At 69.3% G+C, this 26,877-nt stretch carries 26 protein-coding genes and 2 pseudogenes; 15 read left to right on the forward strand and 13 right to left on the reverse strand.

Annotated elements, in window-relative coordinates:
• Positions 1-12 precede the first annotated feature (12 nt).
• From IOD14_RS05500 to IOD14_RS44180, 3 genes and pseudogenes are all read left to right on the forward strand, one after another.
• On the forward strand, positions 13-444 hold the full coding sequence (locus tag IOD14_RS05500) for an SMI1/KNR4 family protein (protein WP_123991291.1): 432 nt from the start codon (positions 13-15) through the stop codon (positions 442-444).
• Between the two features lie 22 nt (positions 445-466).
• A pseudogene (locus IOD14_RS44855) lies at positions 467-634 on the forward strand (hypothetical protein); the annotation flags it as partial.
• 355 nt (positions 635-989) lie between these two features.
• Positions 990-1,194 (forward strand): annotated as a pseudogene (locus tag IOD14_RS44180) (leucine zipper domain-containing protein); the annotation flags it as partial.
• Here the strand turns inward: IOD14_RS44180 and IOD14_RS05510 are convergent.
• The 4 genes from IOD14_RS05510 to IOD14_RS05525 form a co-directional block, all read right to left on the reverse strand.
• Complete coding sequence (locus IOD14_RS05510; protein ID WP_174269215.1) at positions 1,179-1,625, reverse strand: hypothetical protein; 447 nt, start codon at positions 1,623-1,625, stop codon at positions 1,179-1,181. The pseudogene IOD14_RS44180 and the gene IOD14_RS05510 overlap by 16 nt on opposite strands.
• Positions 1,626-1,708: 83 nt before the next feature.
• Positions 1,709-4,210: a DUF4157 domain-containing protein gene (locus IOD14_RS05515; protein WP_212669784.1), complete on the reverse strand. Its 2,502-nt coding sequence runs from the start codon at positions 4,208-4,210 to the stop codon at positions 1,709-1,711.
• Positions 4,211-4,452: 242 nt separating this feature from the next.
• Complete coding sequence (locus tag IOD14_RS05520) at positions 4,453-5,112, reverse strand: class I SAM-dependent methyltransferase (protein ID WP_212669785.1); 660 nt, start codon at positions 5,110-5,112, stop codon at positions 4,453-4,455.
• Between the two features lie 53 nt (positions 5,113-5,165).
• A complete protein-coding gene (locus IOD14_RS05525; protein WP_212669786.1) occupies positions 5,166-5,366 on the reverse strand; it encodes a DUF397 domain-containing protein in 201 nt (66 codons plus the stop codon).
• Positions 5,367-6,250: 884 nt separating this feature from the next.
• Here IOD14_RS05525 and IOD14_RS05530 point away from each other — a divergent pair.
• The 8 genes from IOD14_RS05530 to IOD14_RS05565 all read left to right on the forward strand — a co-directional run bounded on the left by IOD14_RS05530 (position 6,251) and on the right by IOD14_RS05565 (position 15,371).
• Complete coding sequence (locus IOD14_RS05530) at positions 6,251-7,471, forward strand: M20 family metallopeptidase (protein WP_123992841.1); 1,221 nt, start codon at positions 6,251-6,253, stop codon at positions 7,469-7,471.
• Between the two features lie 279 nt (positions 7,472-7,750).
• Entirely contained in the window at positions 7,751-8,809 is a 1,059-nt protein-coding gene (locus IOD14_RS05535) for a BMP family ABC transporter substrate-binding protein (RefSeq protein WP_123991297.1), read from the forward strand.
• Between the two features lie 200 nt (positions 8,810-9,009).
• Positions 9,010-10,581: an ABC transporter ATP-binding protein gene (locus IOD14_RS05540; RefSeq protein WP_174269320.1), complete on the forward strand. Its 1,572-nt coding sequence runs from the start codon at positions 9,010-9,012 to the stop codon at positions 10,579-10,581.
• On the forward strand, positions 10,578-11,705 hold the full coding sequence (locus IOD14_RS05545; RefSeq protein WP_123991299.1) for an ABC transporter permease: 1,128 nt from the start codon (positions 10,578-10,580) through the stop codon (positions 11,703-11,705). Before IOD14_RS05540 ends, IOD14_RS05545 begins: the two co-directional genes overlap by 4 nt.
• Positions 11,705-12,988: an ABC transporter permease gene (locus IOD14_RS05550; protein ID WP_123991300.1), complete on the forward strand. Its 1,284-nt coding sequence runs from the start codon at positions 11,705-11,707 to the stop codon at positions 12,986-12,988. The genes IOD14_RS05545 and IOD14_RS05550 overlap by 1 nt, the downstream gene beginning before the upstream one ends.
• Positions 12,985-13,386 carry a cytidine deaminase gene (locus IOD14_RS05555; RefSeq protein ID WP_123991301.1) on the forward strand — a complete coding sequence of 134 codons (402 nt, stop codon included), beginning with the start codon at positions 12,985-12,987 and terminating at the stop codon, positions 13,384-13,386. Before IOD14_RS05550 ends, IOD14_RS05555 begins: the two co-directional genes overlap by 4 nt.
• A 27-nt stretch (positions 13,387-13,413) precedes the next feature.
• Positions 13,414-14,691, forward strand: coding sequence for a thymidine phosphorylase (locus IOD14_RS05560; protein WP_212673212.1), 1,278 nt, complete (start codon positions 13,414-13,416; stop codon positions 14,689-14,691).
• Positions 14,692-14,786: 95 nt separating this feature from the next.
• A complete protein-coding gene (locus IOD14_RS05565) occupies positions 14,787-15,371 on the forward strand; it encodes a Uma2 family endonuclease (protein ID WP_212669787.1) in 585 nt (194 codons plus the stop codon).
• Position 15,372: 1 nt separating this feature from the next.
• Here the strand turns inward: IOD14_RS05565 and IOD14_RS05570 are convergent, their stop codons facing one another.
• Entirely contained in the window at positions 15,373-16,302 is a 930-nt protein-coding gene (locus IOD14_RS05570) for an AEC family transporter (RefSeq protein WP_123992842.1), read from the reverse strand.
• Between the two features lie 144 nt (positions 16,303-16,446).
• Between IOD14_RS05570 and IOD14_RS05575 the strand changes: the two genes are divergently transcribed.
• A complete protein-coding gene (locus IOD14_RS05575; protein WP_123991305.1) occupies positions 16,447-16,833 on the forward strand; it encodes an STAS domain-containing protein in 387 nt (128 codons plus the stop codon).
• Here IOD14_RS05575 and IOD14_RS05580 read toward each other — a convergent pair.
• Positions 16,717-17,733 (reverse strand): sigma-70 family RNA polymerase sigma factor, encoded by a 1,017-nt coding sequence (locus IOD14_RS05580; protein ID WP_123991306.1) that lies wholly within the window; start codon positions 17,731-17,733, stop codon positions 16,717-16,719. The genes IOD14_RS05575 and IOD14_RS05580 overlap by 117 nt on opposite strands.
• Positions 17,734-17,921: 188 nt before the next feature.
• Positions 17,922-19,190 (reverse strand): MFS transporter, encoded by a 1,269-nt coding sequence (locus IOD14_RS05585; protein ID WP_212669788.1) that lies wholly within the window; start codon positions 19,188-19,190, stop codon positions 17,922-17,924.
• A 63-nt stretch (positions 19,191-19,253) separates the two neighbouring features.
• Here IOD14_RS05585 and IOD14_RS05590 point away from each other — a divergent pair, with 63 nt between their 5' ends.
• Entirely contained in the window at positions 19,254-20,204 is a 951-nt protein-coding gene (locus IOD14_RS05590) for a LysR family transcriptional regulator (RefSeq protein ID WP_123991308.1), read from the forward strand.
• Position 20,205: 1 nt separating this feature from the next.
• Here the strand turns inward: IOD14_RS05590 and IOD14_RS05595 are convergent, their stop codons facing one another.
• Positions 20,206-20,961: an alpha/beta hydrolase gene (locus IOD14_RS05595; RefSeq protein ID WP_123991309.1), complete on the reverse strand. Its 756-nt coding sequence runs from the start codon at positions 20,959-20,961 to the stop codon at positions 20,206-20,208.
• Positions 20,962-21,074: 113 nt separating this feature from the next.
• Between IOD14_RS05595 and IOD14_RS05600 the strand changes: the two genes are divergently transcribed.
• Positions 21,075-22,238: an adenosine deaminase gene (locus IOD14_RS05600; RefSeq protein WP_212669789.1), complete on the forward strand. Its 1,164-nt coding sequence runs from the start codon at positions 21,075-21,077 to the stop codon at positions 22,236-22,238.
• Between the two features lie 138 nt (positions 22,239-22,376).
• Entirely contained in the window at positions 22,377-22,739 is a 363-nt protein-coding gene (locus IOD14_RS05605) for an ATP-binding protein (protein WP_123991311.1), read from the forward strand.
• An 81-nt stretch (positions 22,740-22,820) separates the two neighbouring features.
• Here IOD14_RS05605 and IOD14_RS05610 read toward each other — a convergent pair whose 3' ends face one another.
• From IOD14_RS05610 to afsQ1, 5 genes are all read right to left on the reverse strand, one after another.
• Positions 22,821-23,021 (reverse strand): PspC domain-containing protein, encoded by a 201-nt coding sequence (locus tag IOD14_RS05610; RefSeq protein WP_037718826.1) that lies wholly within the window; start codon positions 23,019-23,021, stop codon positions 22,821-22,823.
• Positions 23,022-23,114: 93 nt separating this feature from the next.
• The gene (locus IOD14_RS05615; protein ID WP_212669790.1) at positions 23,115-23,666 is read right to left on the reverse strand and encodes a VanZ family protein; all 552 of its coding nucleotides are present in this window, start codon (positions 23,664-23,666) and stop codon (positions 23,115-23,117) included.
• Between the two features lie 93 nt (positions 23,667-23,759).
• Positions 23,760-24,410: a hypothetical protein gene (locus tag IOD14_RS05620; RefSeq protein ID WP_123991313.1), complete on the reverse strand. Its 651-nt coding sequence runs from the start codon at positions 24,408-24,410 to the stop codon at positions 23,760-23,762.
• Positions 24,410-25,987, reverse strand: a complete 1,578-nt coding sequence (locus IOD14_RS05625; protein ID WP_123991314.1) for a HAMP domain-containing sensor histidine kinase — start codon at positions 25,985-25,987, stop codon at positions 24,410-24,412. The genes IOD14_RS05620 and IOD14_RS05625 overlap by 1 nt, the downstream gene beginning before the upstream one ends.
• The gene (afsQ1, locus tag IOD14_RS05630) at positions 25,984-26,661 is read right to left on the reverse strand and encodes a two-component system response regulator AfsQ1 (protein ID WP_020118753.1); all 678 of its coding nucleotides are present in this window, start codon (positions 26,659-26,661) and stop codon (positions 25,984-25,986) included. The genes IOD14_RS05625 and afsQ1 overlap by 4 nt, the downstream gene beginning before the upstream one ends.
• Between the last annotated feature and the right edge of the window lie 216 nt (positions 26,662-26,877).

The following is a 26,877-nucleotide window of genomic DNA, read 5'->3' on the forward strand; positions in this document are numbered from 1 at the left end:
CAGAGGATTCCAATGTGGCGTGAAATCACCCTTGATTTTTCCAATGTAGAGTTGCATGACCCGGCCTCCGAGGGCGCCTTGCTGCTCATTGAAGAACGATTTGGGCAGCCGCTTCCGCCCTCACTTCGATCGCTTCTCGCGGAGACGGACGGAATTAATGCCGAGTATGGAGTGGAGATTGTTTGGTCGGCCGAGCGGATTCTCGCGGAGAACACCTCGCTCCGCAATGACGACCAGCTCCGGAATCTCTACATGCCGTTCGACCCGCTCCTCTTTTTTGGTGACAATGGAGGTGGAGATCAATTCGCCTTCGTGCGGACGCCCGAACGGGATGATGTGTTCGTCTGGGATCATGAAACGGACGGCAGGAATTGGATCGCACCTTCCCTTGAGAGCTTTCTGCGGAGTGCCCTGGGCGCCGGGGGAGAGGACTGGTATCGCTGACAGGTCCGGCTGAGCTGTCAAAATAGCCACTCAGTACTGGAAAGTATTCTGTTATCGCAATTTCAATGAGGAGTCAGTGGCCTTCTTTAATGAAATCGGCGAGGACGGTTACGAGACCCGAAAGGGCCAGCAGTATCGCGATGAGCGTCTTCTGTGCACCGACGGAGCTGACGGAACAGCAAAAATTGGGCTGAGTGCAATTTTCGTCTGCCTCAGCCACGCCCTGCCCGCCGCCGACGCCTGCACGGTGGCACCCGAGAGCGCGGATGCCGTCAGCCCGGTCGAGCTGACGGTGGGTGCCCCGGACCGGCTCGATGTACTGCGACTGAACTTCCTTCTTGACCTCGGACAACGCAGCCTCGGCGCCTCCGCGACCGCACATCAGGGGACAACCTCAGGCCGCCGACGCAATCGTCTGCTGACCTCTGCCCGATCTGGTGTGCTGTTCGGGCACGTTGGTGACGGCACGCGGGTCTTGCATGGGTGAGGGCCTTCTGGATTCGGTGGGGATTACGGCATCGACCGGCCGATGGCAGGCGGCCCTCATGCGCCACCGTAATGCCCCGCTGACGCCGACCGGCAGACTGCGTCTGGCCTGGTGTGTGGTCGAGGACAGGTGTCCGTTGCGTCGGGCAGCCGAGCGGTTCCAGGTCAGCCACACCACCGTCGAGCGGGGGCGGACTGCTAAGGCTGCTGGGATGGGCCAGCATGTACGACCGCTCCAGCCGCCCGAGTCACTCGCCGCGCAAGGCTGCGGCCGCGGTCGAAGCTTTCGGAGCCGCCGACGTCCGCGCGCTCCTCGGTCCCGTCCTGGCGCTGGACCACGCTGCGGCGCACCCGGGGGAGTCGGCGAGCCGGCCGGAGTCGTGGGTGAACGTGCTGCGAAGCGCCCGCACCGTGAAGCCGATCCGCCCGCCGTTCGCGGCGGCCTCGGCGATCACCGGATACAGCCGGGAGACGCCTGAGACGATGCGCCGCTTGACTGCCCGGGCCAGCGACGATGTCAGCTGCCGCTTGCCTGCCACATCGGTGACGGTGCGGGTGGAGCGCACCGTGTTGCGGCGCGGCACCCGCGCGACCGCGCCGCCCTTGGGTAGCCGGGACCTGACGTCGCCGCGGGCAAGCCGGTTGAGGCTGTCGATGTTCCGTGGTCCGACGGCCTGCACCTCGATGCCGTGCATCTCCCCGTCGCCGGTGTTCAGGAGACCTGCACGACACGTACGGATCCGGCAGGTCAGCGCCGACCAGCGTCTGCAACTGCGTACTACGGGGACTGGCCATCGGGATCGTCCAGATGTGGCGGAATCGGCACCGGTGTGAATGAGGTGGGCTCGTAGACGCCGTCCTTGCACCAGACCCGGACACGGCTTACGGAAGTGCCATCAGTGATGGTTTTGGGATTCACTCTGGAAAATGCTTTTCGTGCCTGGGCTCGGGTGACAGCAGGGGCCTCGATGCTGACTTCGACCCGCGTGTAGGGAGCGCCCTTGGCATTCTTTAGCGCCTTCTGTGCCATCTCTGCGGGGTTTGCGTCAGCCGCAGGGTCCGCCTTGAGCTGGAGGGGCCGCGGCGGCTTTCCGATGGTTCCGTCTATGCCTTCGTAATTGTCCCCGAACAACTCGACGTGCTCGCCGGTCCTTTCGGCGAGGCGCTGTGCTTGGGCGATTTCTGAGGGCTCCGTTTTATCCCAACGGATGGAAACGTCACCACCCCGATCGACGGGCCCGTTCGCCCTTTTCGGATCGAGAGGGTTTCCCTCACGTAGGGTGTTGGCCCGGCGCGCTTGCGCTTCCTGTTCCTGGACCCAAGGAATCTGCCGCTGCTTAAGCATCCGCGCCACAGCGGCCGGATCCTTGCCAGCCAGCGCGGCATCGTTATGGGCGCGGATGTCGCCGAGCGATCTGCCGTCGGCGAGGCCCTCCTTGATCCGCTCGGCGATCCAGCGGTCGAACGCCAGTTGCTGTTCGGTCGTCAAGCTGGCGCGCACGGGATATTCCGACGCGGCGGGCACGCGCTGGATGGTTGCCTCGACGGCCCGCAGTTCGGACGGCTTCGGCGACTCGGGGACCTTGGCACCGCGACCGAGGCGAGCTCGGATGCGCGTGCGCGCCGACTCGAAGGTGGCAGTGATGCCTGGGAAGCGCCGCAGCAAGGCCTCCACTGCCGCACTCGTGATTGCACCGAGAGCGAGCAGAGTGAGGAGAATCGCGAGGGCGATGCTCGAGTCGGCGATCAGTCCGTAGTCGGTCTCGTGTTGCTCAGGACTCCGCGGCCGATCAAGGTTATCGATCGACTGCCCCAAGGAGAGGAGCTGGATCGATGCGTCCGCCGTGATCACGACCAACCCGATGGTCTCCAGGGCGGCCACGCCAACAATCGGCGTCCCGATGATCGAACCGATGATGAAGGCTGCGATCGAAACCTGGGCCATGAACGAGCTGACGATGGCCATCGCGGCGCGGGCAGTGGCCAGCAGGTGGTCGAAGCTCGAGCTGTACTCGCCAGCCATCAGATTGCGGTATGCCTCACTTAATTCTTCGATCATTGTTGGGAAGTGGCGGTAGAGCGCGACTCCGGGAACCAGGATCTCCAGCGCGGCGTCCTTGATCACCTGCCACCAGTTGTCCTTCAGATACCTGACACGGACCCCCAGGTGCCGCATCACGGCCTGCCATCTCGTCTCAGGAACGGGCTCGGTCGCCGTCGTCGGCTCCTCCTTGTTCTGGATGCTTGCCACGGCACCAGCCGGGGTGTCCGCTGGACTGCCGAGGCGCGGTGCTAGGTGCTCGGCGAGCACCTCCTGCAACTTGCCGGGAGCCTTCGCGACGAGACCAGCGACGAATTCCTTGATGTACTCCAGAGCTTTGCCGGGTGCTTCGATGAGCATGATCAAGGCATGAACAGCACCGTTGTAGAGCACCTTGGTGACCTGCCATAGCACCTTTCCGACGTCCAAGGCTTTTTCGGCCGCGGTACCGATCCCATGCCCGACGTCGACGGCGACATCTTTCACCAGTCCGACGGCTGTCTTGACACCGCTCCAGGAGGGGTCGAACTCGTACTCCGTGAACGGGATGCTGACGTTGTACCAGGCCCCCTGAATATTGGGTGCGCGGCTGTCGGCAGTGACATCGGGCCGAGCCTGCGACTCGCTGCGCTTGGGGCGCCGCGCGGTGGTGCCCTGCTGGATGACATGTGTGAGTTCATGAGCCATCAGATCTCGGTCGTCATCCCTCACCTCACGCCCCAGCCAGATGTGGTGCTTGTGGGTGAAGGCGCGGGCCCCGATGCTTTCGACGTCGGTGCGCTCTTGCTGGGTGTCATGCAGCCGGACGGCGGACAAGTCCACGTCGAACGCAGCCTCCATGTCGCGGCGTAATTTGCCCGGCAGGGGGCGGCCTCCACTTGTTGAGGCGATACGGGAATCCAGTTGGGTAGTCGGCTTCGTCCTGACGCCCGGAACAGCGGCGCGCGACAAGACCGATACCGGCTGGACTGCTGACCGGATCTCCGTGCTGGCGGCCCGTTCCGCGGATCGGTCCGCCTCTTGCTCCAACGGGTCGTCGGGCGTGCTCATCGTCAGTTTGGGTTGCACATGCAGTGGCCACGCCGAACCAGCACGATCCATCGCCTGCGATGCGTTGGACCCAATGGCCAGCTCCTGCCATAGCGAACCACCGCCGGCGGAACCGGTTTTCTCTGTTCGCGGTTCCCGCGCTCGCATCGGCCCCGTGGCGCTGCGCTTACTGGCGCCCTGCTGGAACACAGCGCCTCCACGACGGCTTGAGAGGACAGGTTCGCTCTGATCCAATCGTGAGTCCGTCGCAGCAGCGTCACCAATGACCGGGCAATGAGCCTCGTCCAACCTCCTGCGTCGCAGGAGTTGCTGCTGGGCGTGGTGATGCCTCAGATTTGGTGAAACTCCTGCTTATGAGTGCCGGATGCCGGAGCAGGCCGCGTCGGCAAGAGGCCGGGGCCGGGAGGTGATGCCGGCCCCTTCCGCGATCCCTATACGGGTTTCCTCGCCACGAGATAGGCGCGGGACAGTTTTTCGTCGTCCAGGGGCTCTCGTAGTACTCGGACGATCACCTGGAGGCCCGCCTCGGTGAGGGGCTCGGCGACGGACTCCGGTGTGCGCAACCAGTAGTCCAGGGAGATCCGGTGGCCGAAGCGTTCGTCCAGGTGCATGTGGGTGCCGCCCGGCTCGTACTGGAAGCCGATCAGGGCGTGGGCGCCGGGGGTGAGGACTCGGTGGAACTCCGCGAAGGCTTGCGGGAGGTGGTCGTCCGGGACGTGGATGATCGAGTAGAGGGCCGTGATTCCGCCCAGCGTTTCGGACGGCAGGTCCAGGGTCGTCATCGAACCCACGTGGAAGCGGAGCTCCGGGTGGGCCCTGCGGGCCAGTTCGACCATCTTCGGGGAGACGTCCACGCCGAAGACCGGGACGCCGAGCTCGTGGAGCGCCGCGGTCACGTGTCCCGGGCCGCTGCCGATGTCGGCCACCGGGCCCTTGCCCTGCTCCTTCACCAGCTCCGCGAAGCCGGTGATCTGGGCTCTGTCCAGCGTGGGGATGCCGGCCCAGTCGGAGAACTGCTCGGTGTAGGGCTCGGCGATCGTGTCGTACGCGGTGCGGGTGGCCCGTATGAAGTCGGGGGTCTCGGCGTTCACGGGCTGCACCCTAGCGGGGTGGCTCGGGGCGGAGGGTGGAGTTTCCCTGACGGTCATCGGGGGGTGGGGTGTGGGGACTTCAGCGCTTCCAGGAAGGCGGTGAAGGCTCCGGCCGGGAAGGTGAGGGTGGCCCAGGTCGGGGTCTTGGAGTCGCGGACGGCTACGTGGGTGGTTCGGTGTGTGATCTCCACGCAGACGTTCCCTTCGCCGCCTCCGGAGTAGCTCGACTTCTGCCAGATGTCAGGGGTGGACATGGTCGCCTCACAGCTCCTTGGCCAACTTGTGGATGAAGTCGCGCGACCGTTCAGGGCCGAGTGACACGTAACCGGGGGAAGTTCGTGTGGTGTGAGCTGGCGGCTGCCTAGACGTGGCCGTGGGGTCGCCCGCTTCCTTGGCAGTGTCGTGGTTCCGTGAGCCGAGTAAAGGGCGCTCGCGCGTCGCCTTCGGCGATGGCCCTGCGGGCCACCCTTGACTCGGCTCACTCCAGCACGGTGGAGAAGCGAACGGGCGGCCGGGGGAGAGCGGCGGCCGGGTGGGTGGTTGCGCGGGGTCGTCGAGTCGTGGGCCGGGGTTGCCGGATGCGCGGTCGCGTAGCGCGCTACGGCGGCTGGGTTCGGCGGCGAGCGGGGCGTGGGTGCCGAGGGTCGGCGGACTGTGGGTGCAGACGATCGGGCAGTCGCCGGAAGGGTGGGCGGTGCTGGGAGGGCGAGGAGCTCGGCCGGCCAGGTGAATCGTGTCCGAGGGCTTACGACATTTGTTCCTCGGCGCGTGTCCACCCAGACTGGTCAGTGCCCCCGCCGCCGCTGTCCCGGCCTGCACCACCGCCCCGCGCGGGTGCACCTCACCACCGGAGATCCCTGCTCAGCACCCCGCGATCACACCCCGTGGTCACCCGGCATCCGGTCGTGACCGTTCCGGTCCTGCGCCCCAACCCCGTCCCGATCCCGTTTCGACAGATGAACAGAACCACCGGGGGTATGCGCAGCATGGTATGTGTGAGAAACGAGGTTCCTACCCACCTCAAACCACATCCATGCGTCGAGCGGCCAAATTTTCTTCCCGCTGAGGGTTGAAGTTTTGTTGATCTCGGGTCGGTTGGTCGCCCCGGCGTCCTACCCTTTAGAGGGTGAAGCAACTGATGTCACTGGAGTCCGAGGTCGATCTGCCCGGGGAAGCCGTGCTCCCCGGGATGCTGAGTGACGCGCTGCATGCCGAACTCGTCCACTTCCGACGCGACTTGCACATGCACCCGGAACTCGGCAACCAGGAGTTCCGCACCACCGCGGCGATCAAGGAGCGGCTGGAGCGGGCCGGGCTGAAGCCGCGGGTGCTCGGCGTCGGGACCGGGCTCGTATGTGACATCGGCGAGTGGGACGGGCAGAAGCCCATGCTCGCCCTGCGTGCCGACATCGACGGCCTCCCCATCCCGGACACGAAGACCGAGTGCTCGTACCGGTCGACCGTGCCCGATCGGGCGCATGCGTGCGGGCACGACGTGCATACGGCCGTGGTGCTGGGCGCCGGGCTCGTCCTCGCCGAGCTCGACAAGCAGGGGCTGCTTCCGCGGCCCGTACGGCTGCTCTTCCAGCCTGCCGAGGAAGTGCTGCCCGGCGGGGCCGCCGACGCCATCGACTGCGGGGTGCTGGAAGGCGTCGGGAAGATCCTCGCCGTGCACTGCGACCCGCGGGTCGACGCCGGCAAGATCGGGCTGCGGACCGGGGCGATCACTTCGGCGTGCGATCGCCTGGAGATCGCCCTCGACGGGCCCGGTGGGCACACCGCCCGGCCGCACCTCACCACCGACCTCGTCACCGCCGCCGCCCGCGTCGTCACCGACGTGCCCGCCATCGTCGGCCGGCGCGTCGACACCCGGGCCGGGCTCGCCGTGACCTGGGGGCGGATCGAGTCGGGGCACGCGCCCAACGTCATCCCGCAGCACGCCGAGCTCTCCGGGACCGTGCGCTGCCTGGACCTCGACACCTGGCGTCAGGCCCCGGACGTCGTCGTGGCCGCGATCGACGAGGTCGCCAATCTGCACGGGGCCAAGTCCGAGATCAACTACGTGCGGGGCGTGCCGCCCGTCGTCAACGACGCCGAGGTGACCGCGTTGATCCGTGCGGCCATGACGGCTCGGCGCGGAGTCGACTCCATCGAGAGCACCGAGCAGAGCCTCGGCGGCGAGGACTTCTCCTGGTACCTGCAGCACGTCCCCGGTGCCATGGCCCGCCTCGGGGTGCGGACTCCGGGTGAGCGCACCGTGCGCGACCTCCACCAGGGCGACTTCGACGCCGACGAGTCCGCGATCACCGTAGGCGTGGAGATGTTCACGGCCGCCGCACTGATCGACGCCGCGAAGTGAGACGAACGGCCCCTTCGGGGGCCGTTCCGCCGCCCGGCGCAACATGCTCGTAAGCCAATCGTGCACTCTTCGCAATCCTGGTGTGCGAGGCCGGAAGACCCTCAGTTCAGACGCTGTTTGCCTCGAATCGATAACGGCTTCGGAAGAGGTCTGTTTCCGACATCTACGCGCGTTACGATGCCGCGAAGCCGACGCCGCAGGGGCGTCCGGGCCCGAGCACTGGCATGGTGCTCACATGAAGCGCCGACAAGGCGCTCAGGTCAGGTGAAGGAGCCTCCCGTGCGCCGGGTAGCCAAGCTTTCCGCTGCGTGTATCGCCACCGCAGCTCTCGCACTGACTGCCACCGCTTGTGGCAGCACCTCCTCCGAGGACGACAGCTCTTCGTCCGCCTCCGCGGGCAGCAGCAAGGGCGGCATCAAGATCGGTCTCGCCTACGACGTCGGCGGCCGCGGTGACCGCTCCTTCAACGACTCCGCCGCGCGCGGTGCCGACAAGGCCCAGAAGGAGTTCGGCGGCTCCCTCAAGGAGCTGACCGCCAAGAGCTCCGACACCGAGGCCGACCGCGAGCAGCGCCTGACCGACCTCGCCGACGCGGGCTACAACCCGATCGTCGCCGTCGGCTTCTCCTACGCCACCTCGGTCGACAAGGTCGCCGCCAAGTACCCGAAGGTCAGCTTCGGCCTCATCGACGCGGTCGCGAAGGCCAAGAACGTCGACAGCATCACGTTCACCGAGGAGCAGGGTTCCTACCTGGCCGGTGTCGCCGCGGCGCTGAAGACCAAGAAGGACCACGTCGGCTTCATCGGCGGCGTGGACACCCCGCTGATCAAGAAGTTCGAGGCGGGCTACGCCCAGGGCGTCAAGGACACCAACCCCAAGGTCAAGGTCGACGTCCAGTACCTGACCCATGGCTCGGACTTCTCCGGCTTCGCCGACCCCGCCAAGGGCAAGGAGGCCGCGTCCGGCATGCTCGACAACGGCGCCGACGTGATCTACGCCGCGGCCGGCTCCTCCGGCAACGGCTCGATCGAGGCCGTCTCCGGCGTCAAGGGTGCCTGGGCCATCGGCGTGGACTCGGACCAGTACAACATCCCGGGTCTGGCCAAGTTCAAGAACTCGATCCTGACCTCGATGGTCAAGAACGTCGACGTCGGCGTCTACGACTTCGTCAAGTCCGTCCACGAGGGCAAGCCGCTGACCGGCAACCAGCTCTACTCGCTCGCCAAGGGCGGTGTCGGCCTGTCCACCAGCGGTGGCTTCATCGACGACATCCAGCCCAAGCTGGACGAGGCGAAGAAGAAGATCGTCGACGGCACCATCACGGTCAAGACCAGCTGACCTGACGGTTCCCGCCGGAACCCGGGCTCGACGAGGGGGCCTCGACAACCCCCTCGTCGAGCCATAACAATGTGCCAACTCTACGCGTGTAGCATGGAGTTGCCGCGCTAGCGTCGCCGACGCCTGCCCTCCCCTACGCAGCCCCTTTTCCCCGAGGAGAGTGCGCCATCAACGCGTCCAGCCCTCCCGCTGCCGTCGAACTGCGCGGCATCACCAAGCGATTCCCCGGCGTCGTCGCCAACAAGGACATCGACATCACCGTCCGCACGGGCACCGTGCACGCCCTGTGCGGTGAGAACGGTGCCGGCAAGTCCACCCTGATGAAGATCCTCTACGGCATGCAGCAGCCGGACGAGGGCACCATCACGGTCAACGGCGAGACGGTCACCTTCCACACTCCCGCCGACGCCATCGGCCGCGGCATCGGCATGGTGCACCAGCACTTCATGCTGGCCGACAACCTCACCGTCCTGGAGAACGTCGTCCTGGGCGCGGAGAAGCTGTACGGCATCGGCGCCAAGGCCCGCGCGAAGATCAGGGAGATCTCCGACGCGTACAGCCTGAACGTCCGCCCCGACGTCCTCCTCGAGGAGCTCGGCGTCGCCGACCGCCAGCGCGTGGAGATCCTCAAGGTCCTCTACCGCGGCGCCAAGACCCTCATCCTCGACGAGCCCACGGCCGTCCTCGTGCCGCAGGAGGTCGACGCCCTCTTCGACAACCTGCGCGACCTCAAGGCCGAGGGCCTCACCGTCATCTTCATCTCGCACAAGCTCGGCGAAGTCCTGTCGGTGGCCGACGAGATCACCGTCATCCGCCGCGGTACCACCGTCGGCACCGTCGAGCCCGCCGGCACCACCTCCAAGCAGCTCGCCGAGCTGATGGTCGGCAGTGAACTGCCCACCCCGGAGACCGAGGAGTCCACGGTCACCGACGTGGCGCTGCTCAAGCTGGACGGCCTGCGCCTGGCCCAGACCGACCTCGACGGCGTCGAGCGGATCATCCTCGACGACATCTCCTTCACCATCCACAAGGGCGAGGTCCTCGGCATCGCCGGCGTGGAGGGCAACGGCCAGTCCGAACTGGTCGAGGCCATCATGGGCATCCGCACCCCCGACTCCGGCACGATCACCCTCGACGACACCGACATCTCCCACGCGCCCACCCGCCGCCGCCGCGAGGCCGGCGTCGGCTACATCCCCGAGGACCGCCACCGTCACGGCCTGCTCCTCGAGGCACCGCTGTGGGAGAACCGCATCCTCGGCCATGTCACCGAGCGGCCCAACTCCCGCGGCCAGCTGCTCGACATCAAGGCGTCCCGCACCGACACCGAGCGCATCATCCAGGCGTACGACGTCCGCACCCCCGGCATCGACGTCACCGCGGGCTCCCTGTCCGGCGGCAACCAGCAGAAGCTGATCGTCGGCCGCGAGATGAGCCACTCGCCCAAGCTGCTCATCGCCGCCCACCCCACCCGCGGTGTGGACGTCGGCGCGCAGGCCGCGATCTGGGACCACATCCGCGAGGCCCGCCGCGAGGGCCTGGCCGTGCTGCTGATCTCCGCCGACCTGGACGAGCTCATCGGCCTGTCCGACACCCTGCGGGTGATGTACCGCGGCCGACTGGTCGCCGACGCCGACCCCGCCACCATCACCCCCGAGGAGCTGGGCTCCGCCATGACCGGCGCGGTCACCGGCCACCTGGAGCACGCAGAGGGCTCCACAGGGGACTCCGCAGCGGTCTCCGCCGAGGACGACGAGGACGACGCCCGATGAACAAGCTGACCCAACGCATCGACAAGGAGCGGCTGCTCCTCGCCATCGCGGCCCCGCTGCTCGCGGTCGTCGCCGCGCTCGTCGTCACCACCCTGGTGATCCTCGCCACCGGCAAGAACCCGGGCGCCGCGTTCAGCGACATGCTGACCTACGGCTCCGCCAGCGACAGCCAGGTCTACATCCTCAACAAGGCGACGACGTACTACCTGGCGGGCGTCTCGGTGGCCATCGGCTTCCGGATGAACCTGTTCAACATCGGCGTCGACGGCCAGTACCGCATCGCCGCGTTCTTCGCAGCCGTCCTCGGTGGCGCGCTGACCACGCCGGGCTGGATCTCCATCCCGCTGATCATCCTGTGCGCCATGGCCACCGGCGCCGTGTGGGCGGGCATCGCGGGCGTTCTGAAGGTGACCCGCGGCGTGAGCGAGGTCATCTCGACGATCATGCTCAACGCGATCGCCACCGCGATCATCGCCTACCTGCTCCAGCCCGGAAAGCTCGCCGAACTCCAGGCCGGCGGCACCGTCGTCTCGACCAGTCCGCTGCCGGAGTCGTCGTACTTCTTCCAGATCGACACCGGCGCGTCGGGCGAGCTGTGGGGCTTCATCGTCATCGCCGTGATCATCGGTATCGCGTACTGGTTCGTGCTCGGCCGCACCCGGTTCGGCTTCGACCTGCGCACCGTCGGACAGTCCGAGTCCGCGGCCTCCGCGAGCGGTGTCTCGGTGAAGAAGATGGTCGCCACCAGCATGCTGATCTCGGGCGCGGTGGCCGGCCTGATCGGCATGCCGACCCTGCTGAACGACAGCCACCAGTTCAGCAACGACTTCCCCGTCGGCATCGGCTTCACCGGTATCGCCATCGCCCTGCTCGGCCGCAACAACCCGGTCGGCATCGCGCTGGGTGCCCTGCTGTGGGGCTTCCTGGAGCGCACCACCAACCACCTGGAGTTCGAGGGCTACGACAAGGAGATCCTCGGCGTGATCCAGGGCGTCATCGTCCTGTGCGTCGTCATCGCCTACGAGGTCGTACGACGCTACGGACTCAAGCGTCAGCAGCAGCGGGTCGGCGCCGAGCTCGCCGCCCAGGCCGCCACCCCGACCCAGAAGCAGGAGGTGGCGTGATGACTGCCACGATGACCGACACGCCGCCCCCCGCGGCCCCCAAGGCGGACACCGCCACCCGGTCGGGCCGCTCGCTCGGCCAGATCCTGATGATCGTCGCCGGTGCGCTGCTGCTCGTCGCCGCGGTCCGGGTCATCTCCGGCTCCGACCAGCTCACCTCCGAGGGCCAGGTCTCCGCGGCCCTCAGCCTCGCCGTGCCGATCGGTCTCGCCGGTCTCGCCGGTCTGTGGTCCGAGCGCTCCGGCGTGGTCAACATCGGCCTCGAAGGCATGATGATCCTCGGCACCTTCGGCGCCGGCTGGATCGGCTGGCAGTCCAGCCCCTGGCTCGGCCTGCTGTGCGGTGTCGGCTTCGGCGTCGTCGGCGGTCTGCTGCACGCGGTCGCGACCGTCACCTTCGGCGTCGACCACATCGTCTCCGGTGTGGCGATCAACCTTCTCGCGCTCGGCACCACGCAGTACCTCGCCAAGCTGTTCTTCGTGGACGGCAAGGCGGCGGAAGCGGGCGGCAACCCCAAGCAGTCCCCGCCCGTCGACTCGCTGCCCAACTTCGACGTACCGGGCCTGTCCAGCGGACTGCACTCCATCGAGAACCACCACTGGTTCCTGATCTCCGACATCGCCGGCATCCTCGGCGGCCTGGTCACCGACCTGTCCGTGGTGACGGTCATCGCGGCCGTGCTGTTCGTCGGCAGCTGGTGGCTGTTGTGGCGCACCCCGTTCGGCCTGCGCCTGCGGTCCTGCGGCGAGAACCCGATCGCCGCGGAGTCCCTCGGCGTCAACGTCTACAAGTACAAGTACATGGCCGTGGCCGTCTCCGGCGGCCTCGCCGGCCTCGGCGGTGCCTTCCTGGCCCTGGTCACCTCGCACACGTACCTCGAAGGCCAGACCGGCGGACGCGGTTACATCGGTCTCGCCGCCATGATCTTCGGCAACTGGCGGCCCGGTGGCCTCGCCATGGGCGCGGGCCTGTTCGGCTACTCCGACGCGCTCCAGCTGCGCAACGGCGGCGAGACCGTCCACGCGCTGCTGCTCCTGCTGTTCGTGCTGCTCCTGGCGATGGCAGGCTGGAAGCTGTACAAGAAGGCGCACTGGCAGGGCGGCATCAGCCTCCTGGTGGCCGCGGGCGTCCTGGTCTGGTACCTGCTCACCGACGAGGTCCCGAGCGACTTCGTGGGCGCCACCCCGTACGTCGTCACCCTGCTGGTGCTGTCGCTGTCCGCGCAGCGCCTGCGGATGCCCAAGGCGGACGGCATGCGCTACCGGAAGGGCCAGGGCAAGTGACCCCGCGGTCCGACGTCGACTGGGACGCCCTGCGCGAGCGGGCCCGGGACGCCATGTCCCGGGCGTACGCCCCGTACTCCGGCTACCCGGTCGGCGTCGCCGCCCTGGTCGACGACGGCCGCACCATCACCGGCTGCAACGTCGAGAACGCCTCCTACGGCCTCGGCCTGTGCGCCGAGTGCGGTCTGGTCGCGGAGCTGCACAACACGGGGGGCGGCCGGCTCACGCACTTCACCTGCGTGGACGGCCGGGGCGAGGTCCTCGTCCCCTGCGGCCGCTGCCGTCAGCTGCTCTACGAGTTCGGCGGCCCGGACCTGCTCCTGGAGACCCCGGCGGGCATCCTGCCGCTGTCCGAGATGCTCCCGCAGGCCTTCGGGCCCGAGCACCTCACCAAGTAATTCCCGGAAGGAAAGCCCTGCATGGCCATGGACGTCATCTCCGTCATCCGCACCAAGCGGGACCGCGGCGAACTCAGCGACGAGCAGATCGACTGGGTCATCGACGCGTACACCCGCGGGGAGGTCGCCGACGAGCAGATGTCCGCGCTCGCGATGGCCATCCTCCTCAACGGCATGAACCGCCGCGAGATCGCCCGCTGGACGGCCGCGATGATCGCCTCGGGCGAGCGGATGGACTTCTCGTCCCTCTCCCGCCCGACCGCCGACAAGCACTCCACGGGCGGCGTCGGCGACAAGATCACGCTGCCGCTGGCTCCCCTGGTGGCGGCCTGCGGCGCGGCGGTTCCCCAGCTCTCGGGCCGGGGCCTCGGTCACACCGGCGGCACGCTCGACAAGCTGGAGTCGATCCCCGGCTGGCGGGCGCTGCTGTCGAACGAGGAGATGCTGCACGTCCTCGACACCACCGGCGCGGTGATCTGCGCGGCGGGCGACGGCCTGGCCCCGGCCGACAAGAAGCTGTACGCCCTGCGTGACGTCACCGGCACGGTCGAGGCGATCCCCCTGATCGCCTCCTCCATCATGTCGAAGAAGATCGCGGAGGGCACCGGCTCGCTGGTCCTGGACGTCAAGGTCGGCACCGGCGCCTTCATGAAGACCATCGAGGACGCGCGGGAACTGGCGTCCACGATGGTGGGCCTTGGCACCGACCACGGCGTGAGGACGGTCGCGCTCCTGACGGACATGTCGACCCCGCTAGGCCTCACGGCGGGCAACGCGCTCGAGGTCCGCGAGTCGGTGGAGGTCCTGGCGGGCGGCGGCCCGTCGGACGTCGTGGAGCTCACCATCGCGCTGGCCCACGAGATGCTGGCGGCGGCCGGCATCCGCGACGCCGATCCGGCGAAGGCGCTGGCCGACGGTACGGCGATGGACGTGTGGCGCCGGATGATCGCGGCGCAGGGCGGCGACCCGGACGCGGAACTGCCGGTGGCGCGCGAGCAGCACGTCATCAAGGCACCCTCCGCGGGCGTCCTGACCCGTCTCGACGCCTACGGCATCGGGGTGGCCGCCTGGCGCCTCGGCGCGGGCCGGGCCCGCAAGGAGGACCCGGTGCAGGCGGGCGCGGGCGTGGAGCTGCACGCCAAGCCCGGCGACACGGTCACCGAGGGCCAGCCCCTGCTGACCCTCCACACGGACACCCCGGAACGCTTCGAGTACGCGCTCCAGTCGATCGAGGGGTCCTACGACATCGGGGCGGCGGGTACGACGTTCACGGCGTCGCCCGTTGTGCTGGAACGTATCGCCTGACCAGGCATTTCCCCTTTCGGGTGAACGGGATCGGTGGACCGCCGCCGGTCCCGTTCGGCATGCTGGGATCGGTGACGCAACCGAGGGAGACCGCCATGAGCGCACTCACCGTGGGCCACGACCCCGAGCAGAGCTGGGACGACCTCGTCCGGTTCTGGGAGGAGATGGACTGGCCCGAGGGCAGCAAGGTGGAGATCATCGAGGGGATCATCACCGTGTCACCTGCTCCCGCACCCCGTCACAACGTGATCGCGGCCCGCATCCAGCGTCGCCTGTACTCCGTGATCCCCGAAGACTGGGAGATCTTCCAGACACAGGCCATCGCCGTCCCCTCGCGGCTCGGCATGTTCATCCCGGACATCCTGGTCGCCCCGGTCCAGGAGTGCACCGAGGCGGACACCTATCTGCCGGGCGCCGTGGCCGAACTCGTCGTGGAGGTCACCTCCAGGAAGAACGCTCGCCACGACCGTGTGAGCAAGCCGGCCGCCTACGCATCCGCCGGCATCCCCCTCTATCTCCTCGTCGATCGCTGGGCGCCCGAAGGTCCCACCGCGACCCTCTACGGAGAGCCCCAGGGAGAGGTCTACCGGCCGCTGGCCGTCGCCAAGTTCGGTGAGCTGCTCACCATCCCGGCGCCGTTCGACCTTGTCATCGACACCGGCGAGTTCCCCGAGACGTGAGTCACCCGAGCAGCGCCGCCACGACCACCAGCACCGGCACCGACAGCACCGTCGACACCAGGATCGAGTCGCGGGCCAGGCGTTCACCCACCCCGTAGGTCGACGCGTAGGTGTACAGGTTCTGGGCGGCCGGCAGGGCTGACGTCACCACCACGTCGAGGAGTTGGGCTCCGTGGAGGCCGAAGACGCCGGCCGCCAACACCCACGCCACCGCCGGCTGCCCCACCGACTTCAGCGCGACCGAGAGCAGGACGAGCTGCCGGTCCGGGCCCCGGCCGGGCATCGTGCTGCCGCACAGGGAGATGCCGAAGGCGAGGAGGACCGCCGGGACCGACATGCCGCCGATGAGGGTCAGGGGGTCCATCACGGGGGCCGGCACCTTCAGGCCCGCCGCCGAGACCGCGACCCCGGCCAGCGAGCCGACCGCGATCGGATTGCGCAGCGGGGTCAGCAGTCTCCGCCACAGCGGGCGCTTCTCGCCGGAGCCCGCGCCCGACGCCAGGTCCAGGACCGTCAGCGCGACCGGGGTGACCCCCACCAACTGGAACAGCAGCACCGGCGCCACGAGCGAGGCGTCGCCCAGGACGTACACCGCGATCGGGATGCCGAGGTTGCCGGAGTTGACGTAGGACGAGCACAGCGCGCCGATCGTCGTGCGGCCGACGCCCCAGCCCCGTACGACACCCACCGACACGAAGACGCCCGCCGCCGCTGCCGTGCTGAGCGCGGTCACCAGCAGGCGGCTGGAGAAGATCACCGACAGGTCGGCCCTGGCGAGCGTGGTGAACAGCAGGGCGGGGGAGGCGACATGGAAGGCGAGCTTGGTCAGGACCTCCCGGCCCTGGTCGCCGAGGTACCCGCGCAGGCCGATGAGACAGCCGACCCCGATCACCACCGCGATCACCGCGAAGCCGGTCAGCACTCCCTGCACGGGCACTCCCCGAGGGTGAGGAGGGCGTGACATATCCGGGGAGGTGCTGATGGGTGGCGCATACAGGTAACCCTCGGGGGAAGGCGGCCCGCAGGTCAACGTGATTCTGTCCGCGCCGAGACAGCTGTCCTCGCGCCGGGGCCGATGAGTTGTGCCCGCCCGCCAGGTCTACCGATCGTGGACGCCATGACACCCGCTGTACTCGTGCTGGCCGGCCCCGTCACCCGGGACGAGGTGACGGGGCTGGGCGACGAGGTGCGGGCGCTGCTGCGGACGACCCGGGCCGGGGTCGTGGTGTGCGATGTCGCCGGGCTCGGGCCGCCGGGGCTCGGCACCGTCGACCTGCTCGCCCGGCTCCAGCTCGCGGCCCGGCGGGCCGGGGGCCGGATCAGGCTGCGCGACCCCGACCCCGCGCTATACGCCCTCCTTGACCTCGTCGGCCTCCGCTTCGAGGTGGAGGGGCAGACCGAACAGGGGGAACCAGCGCTGGGTGTCGAGGAAGAAGTGGAACCCGGTGAGCCGGCCGTCTGAGATCTCCAGCACCTGGACCGCCCACGGGGCGTAACCGCCCTTCTCCGGGTCCGGCTTGTACTGGGCGAACCCCGGCAGGCCGTTGACCTGAACCGGGATCAGGCGGGAGCCCTCGCAGGCCGAGCCCAGGGTCGTCATGAAACCGGTGATGTCGTCGTGGCCCGTCAGCCACAGGTCGAACGGCGGCATCGTCATGATGGCGTCCTCGTGGAGGAGGGCCGTCAGAGCCGTCATGTCGTACCCCTCGAACGCCTTCACATAGCGCTCCAGGAGTTTTTGCTGCTCCTCGTCCAGCGGGTCGGACACGGCCGCGTCGGCGCCGTGCTGCTCCCGCTCGGCGAGGGTGGCGCGGGCCCGCTGCAGGGCGCTGTTGACCGAGGCGACGGAGGTGTCGAGCAGCTCGGCGACCTCGCTCGCCTTCCAGGCCAGCACCTCGCGCAGGATCAGCACCGCGCGCTGCTTGGGCGGCAGTTGCTGGAGGGCGGCCATGAAGGCGAGCCGCACGGTCTCCTTGGCGACGGCCGCCTCGGCCGGGTCCTCGACGGTCGGCAGGATGCGGTTGTCGGGCATCGGCTCCAGCCAGGTGTGGTCCGGGCGCGGGGAGAGGGCGGCCTGGGCGAGGGGCGTCGACTCCGAGAGGTCCATGGGGCGGGCGCGCTTGTTGCCCGCCGTGAGCATGTCCAGGCAGACGTTCGTCGCGATGCGGTAGAGCCAGGAGCGCAGGCTGGAACGGCCCTCGAACTTGTCGTAGCTCCGCCAGGCCCGCACCAGTGTGTCCTGCACCGCGTCCTCGGCCTCGAAGGAGGAACCGAGCATGCGGTAGCAGTACCCCGTCAGCTCGGTGCGGTGCTTCTCGAGCCTGATGTCGAGGTCTGTCGTCGTCGCCGTGCCGTCCGTCATCGTCCACCCACCCCTGTGGCCGTGCTGCGTCGCGCCTTTGCGCCCAGTACTTGGAAGCTACCGCAGGGGTCTGACAATGGCGTGCCGAGTGGATGAACGTGCAGGTCAGAGGGTTCTTGCCGGCGGCGGGGCAAAAAAGCGTCCCCCTGGTCGACCGACCTCGACCAGGGGGAAGCCGAACGTGCGGCTCAGGCCGTCGCGAGCCGCTGCTGGGTCCGGGCCGCACGTGTTCCGAGGACGGTGATCGACACGACGCCGAGCACCGCCAGCAGTCCGACCCCTACCGTTCCGGCCCAGCCGCCCGCGTGGAAGGCGAGCGCGCCGACCGTGCTGCCCGCGCTGGAGCCGATGTAGTAGGCGGACTGGTAGAGGGCCGAGGCCTGGGCGCGGCCGTGGGTGGCCGTCTTGCTGACCGCCGAGGACGCCACCGCGTGCCCCGCGAAGAACCCGCCGGTGATCAGGACCAGGCCGAGGAGGACCAGCCACAACGAGCCGGCCAGGGAGAGCAGCAGACCCGCCGCCGTCGTACCGCCCGCCGCGTACAGCGCGCCCCTGCGGCCCAGTCGGCCCACCAGCCGGCCCGCCGTCGACGCGGACACCGTGCCCACCAGGTAGACCAGGAAGATCGAGCCGATGATGCCCTGCGGCAACCCGAACGGGGCCTCCGTCAGGCGATAGCCGATCACCGTGTACACGCCGCCGAACACCGTCATGAACAGCGCGCCGATGGCGTACAGGCGGCGCAGCAGCGGATCGCCGAGGTGTGCGCGGACCGTGCCCAGCAGCACCCGCGGCTTCAGCGAACCCGCCACGAAGTGCTTCGGCGCCGGGAGCAGCAGGCGGAACGCCACCGCACAGGCCACCGCGAGCGCCCCGATGACCCCGACGGCCACCCGCCAGCCCCACTCCTGAGCGACCCAGCCGGTGATGACCCGGCCGCTCATCCCGCCCACGCTGTTGCCGGCGACGAACAGTCCGATCGCCGTGACCAGCGCCTTCGGGCGGACCTCCTCGGCGAGATACGCCGTCGCGGAGGCCGGCAGTCCCGCCAGCGCCGCACCCTGCACCGCCCGCAGCACGACCAGCGCGGGCAGCGAGGGCGCGAAGGGGACCAGGATCCCGACCGTCACCGCGACCGCCAGCGAGGCCGTCATGACCGTACGGCGTCCGAAGCGCTCGGAGAGGGCGCTCATCGGCAGCACGAACAGCGCCAGACCGCCGGTCGCCGCCGCCACCGTCCAGCTCGCCTCGCTCGCCGCGACCCCGAACTCGCCCGAGATCAGCGGGAGGAGGGCCTGCGTCGAGTACAGCAGCGCGAAGGTCGCGACACCGGCGAGGAAGAGGGCGAAGCTCATCCGGCGGTAGCCGGGTCCGCCCGGGGTCAGACGGGAGTCGACGGAGGCAGAGGCGGGGGGTACGGCGCCCACGCGGGTGGACGCCTCGGTACTGGCAGGCATGCTTCGAAGCTACGGGCGACCTCACTGATCCGTCCAATGCATGGATTCGCCATAATCGTTCCCATGGAGCATCAGCAGAGGTCACAGCCGCGGTCGTCACCGTCCAGTGACACAGAAGACATGGTGATGTTGCTGGCCCCGCGGCTCGCCCAGTTCGCGGGGGTCGCCCGCACCGAGCACGTCACCCGTGCCGCCCAGGAGCTGGACGTCCCCCAGTCGACGCTCTCCCGGGCCATGGTCCGCCTCGAACACGACCTCGGCGTCGACCTGTTCGCCCGCATCGGCCGCACGGTCTCCCTGACCCCCGCAGGCCGCACCTTCCTCGCCTCCGTCGAACGTGCCCTCGCCGAGATCCAGCGGGCCGCCGACGAGGTCCGCGCCGACGCCGACCCGGCCACCGGCAAGGTCGCCTTCGGCTTTCTGCACACCATGGGCTCGGAGACGGTCCCCGGCCTCATCCGGGCCTTCCGCGCCGACCACCCGCGCGTCCGCTTCAGCCTGGTCCAGAACTACGGCGAGGCGATGATCGAGCGCCTGCGCGCGGGCGAGCTGGACCTGTGCCTGACCTCGCCGGTCCCGGACGCCCCCGACCTCGTCGCCCGTCGCCTCGACGAACAGAAGCTGCGGCTCGTGGTCCCCACCGACCACCCCCTCGCGGCGCGCAGGCGGGTGCGCCTCGCCGAGGCCGCCGAGGAGCACTTCGTCACCCTGGAACCCGGCTACGGCCTCCGTCGCATCACCGACGACCTCTGTCAGGAGGCCGGCTTCAAGCCGAGGATCGCCTTCGAGGGGGAGGAGGCGGAGACCCTGAGGGGCCTGGTGGCGGCCGGGCTCGGGGTCGCGCTGCTCCCTCCGCCGGCCTTCCCCCGCCCAGGGGTGGCGGAGCTGACGGTCACCGCGCCACGAGCGGTACGGGAGATCGGGGTCGCCTGGCTGGACGGTCACCCGGACACGCCCCCGGTGGCCGCCTTCAAGAAGTTCCTGCTGTCGAGAAGGGGCAACCTGCTGCCCTGACCTACCGCCGACGCCCGAACCCTGAGGCCAGCGGCATCCGCAACCCCAACGGCGGCGGGGCGGCGAGGGCGTCCTGAACCGGCCGCGACAAGGCCCGCCCGAACAGCGCACCCATCACGAAGTCCTCGGTCAGCGCCTGCACTTCGGCCCGGTACTGATGCAGCCCGTGTCCGTCGGAGTGCACCTCGAACCGGCACACCTCCCGGTTCGCCTTCTTCGCCCGGGACGCGAGCCGGAACGACAACTCGGGGTCCGTCTGCTGGTCGTTGGTCCCGTGCACGAACAGCACCCGCCGCCCCACGAGCTGCTTCACCGGTTCGGGGGTGGCCGCCACATCCTCCTCGGGCAGCCAAGGAGCCACCGCCACCACGGAGTTGACGGCCTCGTGCCCGCCCGCCCGCAGTGCGGCCCGCGCGCCCATGTCGACGCCGACCAGGGACACCGGGACGTCGCCGTAACGCCGTACGACCTCGTCGGCTGCCCAGGTGGCATCGTGCGCGAGATGCGCCTCGCTGCCGTTCCACCCGCGATAGCGGTAGTGCACCAGGTGGGCCGCGAGCCCTTCGGAGTGCCCCGCGCGTGCCAGCCGCCGTCCCAACGCCCGGATGGCGGAGGGGAGTCGCATCGAGGCGGGTCTGCGCAGAGAGTTCTCGTCGCCGCCCGGAAGGAGCAGCACCACCCCGCTCACCGCCGCCGGCTCCGGGCCGAGTGTCCTGCCCAGTCGGGCGCTGCGAACCGGCGTCGCTTGCTGTGCCATGACAGAACAGTGTCAGAAGCGCGGGTGTACGACACGGGGCGGGGCGGTCACCGTTACGTATCGGCGGATTCGTACAACGGGCGCTCTACGCGCGTAGGAGTTACAGTGCCAGGATGACGAGCCAGACTGACCGGATGGGGAACGCCCCGAGCTCGGACCAGATCCGCCGGGCACCCAAGGTTCTGCTGCACGATCACCTCGACGGCGGGCTGCGCCCCGGCACGATCGTCGACCTCGCCCGGGAGACCGGGTACGCCGCTCTCCCCGAGAGCGACGCGGACCGGCTGGGCGTCTGGTTCCGCGAAGCCGCCGACTCCGGTTCGCTGGAACGGTACTTGGAGACCTTCTCGCACACCGTCGGCGTCATGCAGACCCGGGAGGCGCTGACGCGGGTGGCCGCCGAGTGCGCCGAGGACCTCGCCGAGGACGGCGTCGTCTACGCCGAGGTGCGGTACGCCCCCGAGCAGCATCTCGACAAGGGCCTGACCCTCGAAGAGGTCGTCGAGGCCGTCAACGAGGGCTTCCGGGAAGGTGAGCGCAGGGCCAGGGCGAACGGCCACCGCATCCGCGTCGGCGCCCTGCTCACCGCCATGCGGCACGCGGCCCGCGCCCTGGAGATCGCCGAACTCGCCAACCGCTACCGCGACCTGGGGGTCGTCGGCTTCGACATCGCGGGCGCCGAGGCCGGTTACCCGCCCACCCGGCACCTCGACGCCTTCGAGTACCTGAAGCGCGAGAACAACCACTTCACCATCCACGCCGGCGAGGCCTTCGGGCTGCCGTCCATCTGGCAGGCCCTGCAGTGGTGCGGCGCCGACCGTCTCGGGCACGGCGTGCGCATCATCGACGACATCCAGGTCCACGAGGACGGCACGGTCAAGCTCGGCCGGCTCGCCTCCTACGTCCGCGACAAGCGGATCCCGCTGGAGCTGTGCCCCAGCTCCAATCTCCAGACCGGGGCCGCGTCCTCGTACGCCGAGCACCCGATCGGGCTGCTGCGGCGCCTGCACTTCCGGGCCACCGTGAACACCGACAACCGGCTGATGTCCGGCACCAGCATGAGCCGGGAATTCGAGCACCTTGTCGACGCGTTCGGTTATTCGCTCGACGACATGCAGTGGTTCTCCGTCAATGCGATGAAATCAGCGTTCATTCCTTTCGATGAACGACTCGCGATGATCAATGACGTCATCAAGCCCGGATATGCCGAGCTGAAGTCCGAATGGCTGTTCCAGCAGACCGCCTCCACCAGCGGTTCTGTGGCCGAGGAGAGCTGACCGAGGGAATTCTCGGGTACGGAATGCGGGCGGGTGTTCACAATCCGTCCGCATTTCGATGTTTGCGGCGGGCGGGTTCCCATGTTTACGGTCGTGGACCGCTCACATCCCCGTAACACCATTTCGAGGACGCATTTCATGAAGCAGTCTGCTGCCAAGACCCTCGGTGTCGCCGCCCTCGGTGCCGCCTTCGCCGCCGCCGGCGCGGGTGCCGCGAACGCCGCTCCGGCGGTCCCGGACGCCTCTCAGGCGCTCGGCTCCGTCTCCCAGGGGCTCCCCACCGAGAACGTCACCAAGGCGCTGCCGGGTGCCGGTGAGGCGCTGGCGCAGGCCCAGCCGGCGCTCGGTGCGGGCCTCGCGGCCGCCCAGCCCGCCGCCCAGAAGGTGCTCGCCGACGGCCCGACCGCGCCCGTCGCCGGTCTCCTCGGCGGTCTGCCGGTCGGCAAGGTCCTGCCCGGCGGCGGCAGCGGCACCGGCCTGAACGGCCTTCCGCTCGGCTAGGCCCGACGCTCCTCGCACGCGCCGGTGGGGCGCACCCCGTGGTCTCGGGGTGCGCCCCACCGGCGTACGTGCGCACGGGTGTTACCAGGCGGCCTGCGCCTTCTCCTCCGAGGGGAACAGGATCCACAGCGCGATGTAGAGCAGGAACTGCGGGCCCGGCAGCAGACAGGACACCAGGAAGATCACGCGCATGGTGGTCGCGGAGGTGCCGAAGCGCCGTGCCAGCGCGGCACACACTCCGCCGATCATGCGGCCGTTGGTGGGGCGGGCAAGGCGGGACATTGCGGCTCCTTCGTGAGCGTCGGTCGGAGTGGTCCGAGTGACCCTCTCCAGCTGTTTCCAACGCTACGGAGACGAACAGCACAAAGCGTCGCTCTACGGTGCGATCCCGACCCTGGGAATCGTCGGGGTCCTACCCTGAGCCGGCTCCTCCTGGCGGACGGCGGTGCGCCGCCGGTGCTCGGTCCTGCGGCGGAGCGAGTGGCGCACCGCCGGCACCAGCGCGAGGTGCGCGAGAGCCACGCCCGCGGTGTTCAGGAACAGGGAGTCGATGTCGACGACCTGACCGGGGACGCCGGTCTGGAGCAGCTCTATGCCCAGGGAGATCAGCGCGCCCGCGGCGCAGGTGCGGATCAGGGAACCGAGGGGGGACGCCCACAGGCGGCCGTGCACCAGCGGGAGCAGGAAGCCGAGCGGAGCCAGCAGAACGAATCCCTCGCCGATCCGGCGGGCCGCCTCCCGCCCGCCGAGGGCGAGGTCGGCGCGGATCCCGGCGAAGGGGTGCAGGTTGGCCGGGACGACCCACGGCACGTCCAGCGGCCGCAGCGTGAACCAGGCGACGAACGCGAGGTGTGCGACCAGGAGGGCACCTCCTGCCACACGGACGCGAAGGGCGGCATTGCCGCCGACGAAGCCTTGACGCTGCACGATCCCCAAGACGCCGCGCTCGGCACGATCGGTTCCGGAAGACCCCGAGGTACCTGGGTGAGGTCTGCGCCACACGTGGCGGTCGGCCCCGCGTCAGCCGCCCGTCACCTCGGTCGACGGCGGCTGGTGGCTGCCCGGCTGGGAGCGGACCTCGTCCGTGCAGTCGTAGCGGCGCAGGGGAGCGGTCGTGGGGCCGCCCAGGACGACGGAGCCGTCGCCCTCGGCCGCGGCCGAGTCGGAGAAGGTGCACACGACCTGGGCGAGGGCGTAGGCGGAGAGCTCGGTGGGCGGGGTGCTCAGCCGCAGGGTGTCCTCGGGATCCTTGGGGCGCGGTCCGCCGACGGTCATGCCGCCGCGCACATACGTCTGGTACCCGGCCTCCCGCTCGGCCGCCGACGGCGTCTCGGCGAGCTGGTCCAGGAGTCCCTGTGCGACCAGCACCCGCCGCTCAGAGTCGGCCGTGCCGTCCTGCACCCGCAGCGCGCGGTCCACGGCCACCAGCGACGCCCCGCACAGCAGGAACACCTGCACGGCCAGCCCGTGCGAGGCCTGCGCGGCCGCGTTCGGCTCGGACAGCGAGCACCGCACCCGTGAGGGCGCCGGGCCGAAGTCGGTGGGCACCTCGGTGGGCCGGATCCCGCACCCGGCGACCAGCAGAGCGAGCAGAGGGAGCGCCAGCAGTCGCCGTGCGGTGAGCCCGGCACGGGGTGTGCCCGCCCTCCGTGTCCGTCCCCGCGTCGCCATCACGCCTCCCCCTTCTTCGCCCCGTCGCCGTCCTTCTTGGCCTCCATGAGCTGTTCCGCCAGCTCCGAGGCGTCCCGGGGAATCCGCAGCGTGAAGACGGCACCGCCCTCGGGGGAGTTCTCCGCGGTGATCTCGCCGCCGTGGATGTGGGCGTTCTCCAGGGCGATCGAGAGGCCGAGGCCGCTGCCCTCGGAGCGGGGGCGGGAGGCACTGGCCTTGTAGAAGCGGTCGAAGACATGGGGAAGCACGTCCTCGGGGATGCCGGGGCCGTGGTCGCGGACCCGGATGACGACCTCGTCGTCCGCCGCGCGCACCGACACCCGCACGGGGGAGCCGCCGTGCTTGAGGGCGTTGCCGATCAGGTTGGCCAGGATGACGTCCAGACGGCGCGGGTCCAGACGGGAGTGGATGCCGCGCTCCGCGTCCAGGTCCACCGCGTCCAGCCACGCGCGCGCGTCGATGCACGCGGTGATCTGGTCGGCCACGTCGACGTCGTCGAGGACCAGCCGGGCCGTACCCGCGTCGAAGCGGGTGACCTCCATCAGGTTCTCGACCAGGTCGTTCAGTCTGCGGGTCTCGCTGACCACCAGCCGCACGGCCGGCTCGATCATCGGGTCCATCGAGCCGGACTCGGCCTCCAGCTCCTCCTCCAGGATCTCCGTCACGGCGGTGATCGCGGTGAGCGGAGTGCGCAGCTCGTGGCTCATGTCCGCCACGAACCGCCGGGAGGCGTCGTCGCGTGCCGACATGTCCTCGACCCGCTTCTCCAGCGCCTCGGCCGCGTAGTTGAACGTCCGCGAGAGATCGGCGAGTTCATCGGTGCCGGAGACTCGCAGCCGGGTGTCGAGCCTGCCCTCGCCGAGCCGCCGGGCGGCGACGCCCAGCCGGTGCACCGGTTTCAGTACGGTCGTCGCGGCGGCCTGCGCGAGCAGCGCGGAGCCGATCAGGGCCAGCCCGGTGGCGATGCCCAGCGACCAGGCCAGGGAGTTGAGGTCCTTGGCCTCCGGCTCCAGGGACTTGAGCATGTACCCGGTCGGGCCGCCGCCGATCACCCGCGTCCCGGCGACCAGGTACGGGGTGTCGTGGTTCACGGTCCGCTGCCAGTACAGGTGGTAGGCGTACTTGTTGGCGGAGTTGACGGACTGCTTCTCGTTCACCGCCTCGCGCAGCGAGACCGGCACGTCCTGGAGGGTGAAGCCGTCCAGGGCGCCCGAGTTGCCGTACACCGTCTTCCCGTCGGCGTCGGACGACACGAGCAGCACGCTGAAGCGCTGGCTGCTGCCCGCCATCTGTCCCGCCGCCAGCTGGAGTTCGTCCTGCGTGGGGTCCTCGGGCAGGGCGCCCGCGCGGTTCTGCATCTCCTGCTGGAAGTCCCGCAGGACCGCGTCCTGGGCGCGGGTGAGCACCGCCTCGCGGTTGAGCCAGTAGGCGATCCCGGACGCGGACACGGCGGCGGTCAGCGCCACCAGGCCGAAGACGACGACGAGACGCAGCCGCAGACTGGTGAAACGCAGCCGTGACCACACACTCTTGCGAGCCGCGAACCAGTCGCGGAACCCCCCTTGCGCTTCGGTCACTGAGGCGTGTCCAGCCGGTAGCCCACACCCCGCACGGTACGGATCAGCGTCGGGGACGACGGCACGTCCTCGACCTTGGCGCGCAGCCGCTGCACACAGGCGTCCACCAGACGCGAGTCGCCGAGGTAGTCGTGCTCCCACACGAGCCGCAGCAACTGCTGGCGGGACAGCGCCTGGCCGGGCCGCCGGCTCAGCTCCAGGAGCAGCCTGAGCTCGGTCGGGGTGAGCTGGAGGTCCTCGCCGTTCTTCGTCACGGTCATGGCCGCGCGGTCGATGACCAGGGAGCCGAAGCTCGCCGCGTCGGTCGACTCGCGTTCACCGCGCCGCAGCACGGCCCGGATCCGGGCGTCCAGGACCCGCCCCTGGATCGGCTTGACCACATAGTCGTCGGCGCCGGACTCCAGCCCGACCACCACGTCGATGTCGTCGTTGCGCGCGGTCAGCAGGATGATCGGCAGCTGGTCCGTGCGCCGGATGCGCCGGCACACCTCGAACCCGTCGATACCGGGCAGCATCACGTCCAGCACGATCAGGTCCGGCCGCTGCTCACGCAGCAGTTTGAGGCCGTCCTCGCCGGTGGCAGCGGTGGCAACCCGGTGACCCTGGCGCGTGAGGCTCAGCTCCAGGGCCGTACGGATGGCGTCGTCGTCCTCGATCAGCAACAGGGAAGGCACGGGCTCATTCTGGCCCATGGAGGGGGTGCGGTTCGACCTGTGGGGACATGGGAGTCCGTACGGCACCCGTCCGTGGGTCCGCTGTGCAATTCCTGGGACCAGCCCCTGTGACAGGTCTGTGACAGTCGGCGGACACGGCCATGAAGGTGCGAGGGCAATCTTTTTGGCACGGGCAAGGCGGCATCGCCCGGGCAGACCGAACACCGGAAGTCCACG

The sequence above is a fragment of the Streptomyces sp. A2-16 genome, assembly GCF_018128905.1.
Lineage (GTDB): Bacteria > Actinomycetota > Actinomycetes > Streptomycetales > Streptomycetaceae > Streptomyces.

Bases quoted from the DNA above. Each gene is read 5' to 3' on its own strand.
- IOD14_RS05500 (WP_123991291.1), top strand. From the start codon at position 13: ATGTGGCGTGAAATCACCCTTGATTTTTCCAATGTAGAGTTGCATGAC.
- IOD14_RS05510 (WP_174269215.1), bottom strand. From the start codon at position 1,625: ATGCACGGCATCGAGGTGCAGGCCGTCGGACCACGGAACATCGACAGC.
- IOD14_RS05525 (WP_212669786.1), bottom strand. From the start codon at position 5,366: ATGTCCACCCCTGACATCTGGCAGAAGTCGAGCTACTCCGGAGGCGGC.
- IOD14_RS05530 (WP_123992841.1), top strand. From the start codon at position 6,251: ATGTCACTGGAGTCCGAGGTCGATCTGCCCGGGGAAGCCGTGCTCCCC.
- IOD14_RS05545 (WP_123991299.1), top strand. From the start codon at position 10,578: ATGAACAAGCTGACCCAACGCATCGACAAGGAGCGGCTGCTCCTCGCC.
- IOD14_RS05550 (WP_123991300.1), top strand. From the start codon at position 11,705: ATGACTGCCACGATGACCGACACGCCGCCCCCCGCGGCCCCCAAGGCG.
- IOD14_RS05560 (WP_212673212.1), top strand. From the start codon at position 13,414: ATGGACGTCATCTCCGTCATCCGCACCAAGCGGGACCGCGGCGAACTC.
- IOD14_RS05565 (WP_212669787.1), top strand. From the start codon at position 14,787: ATGAGCGCACTCACCGTGGGCCACGACCCCGAGCAGAGCTGGGACGAC.
- IOD14_RS05575 (WP_123991305.1), top strand. From the start codon at position 16,447: ATGAGTTGTGCCCGCCCGCCAGGTCTACCGATCGTGGACGCCATGACA.
- IOD14_RS05580 (WP_123991306.1), bottom strand. From the start codon at position 17,733: ATGACGGACGGCACGGCGACGACGACAGACCTCGACATCAGGCTCGAG.
- IOD14_RS05585 (WP_212669788.1), bottom strand. From the start codon at position 19,190: ATGCCTGCCAGTACCGAGGCGTCCACCCGCGTGGGCGCCGTACCCCCC.
- IOD14_RS05590 (WP_123991308.1), top strand. From the start codon at position 19,254: ATGGAGCATCAGCAGAGGTCACAGCCGCGGTCGTCACCGTCCAGTGAC.
- IOD14_RS05595 (WP_123991309.1), bottom strand. From the start codon at position 20,961: ATGGCACAGCAAGCGACGCCGGTTCGCAGCGCCCGACTGGGCAGGACA.
- IOD14_RS05600 (WP_212669789.1), top strand. From the start codon at position 21,075: ATGACGAGCCAGACTGACCGGATGGGGAACGCCCCGAGCTCGGACCAG.
- IOD14_RS05605 (WP_123991311.1), top strand. From the start codon at position 22,377: ATGAAGCAGTCTGCTGCCAAGACCCTCGGTGTCGCCGCCCTCGGTGCC.
- IOD14_RS05610 (WP_037718826.1), bottom strand. From the start codon at position 23,021: ATGTCCCGCCTTGCCCGCCCCACCAACGGCCGCATGATCGGCGGAGTG.
- IOD14_RS05620 (WP_123991313.1), bottom strand. From the start codon at position 24,410: ATGGCGACGCGGGGACGGACACGGAGGGCGGGCACACCCCGTGCCGGG.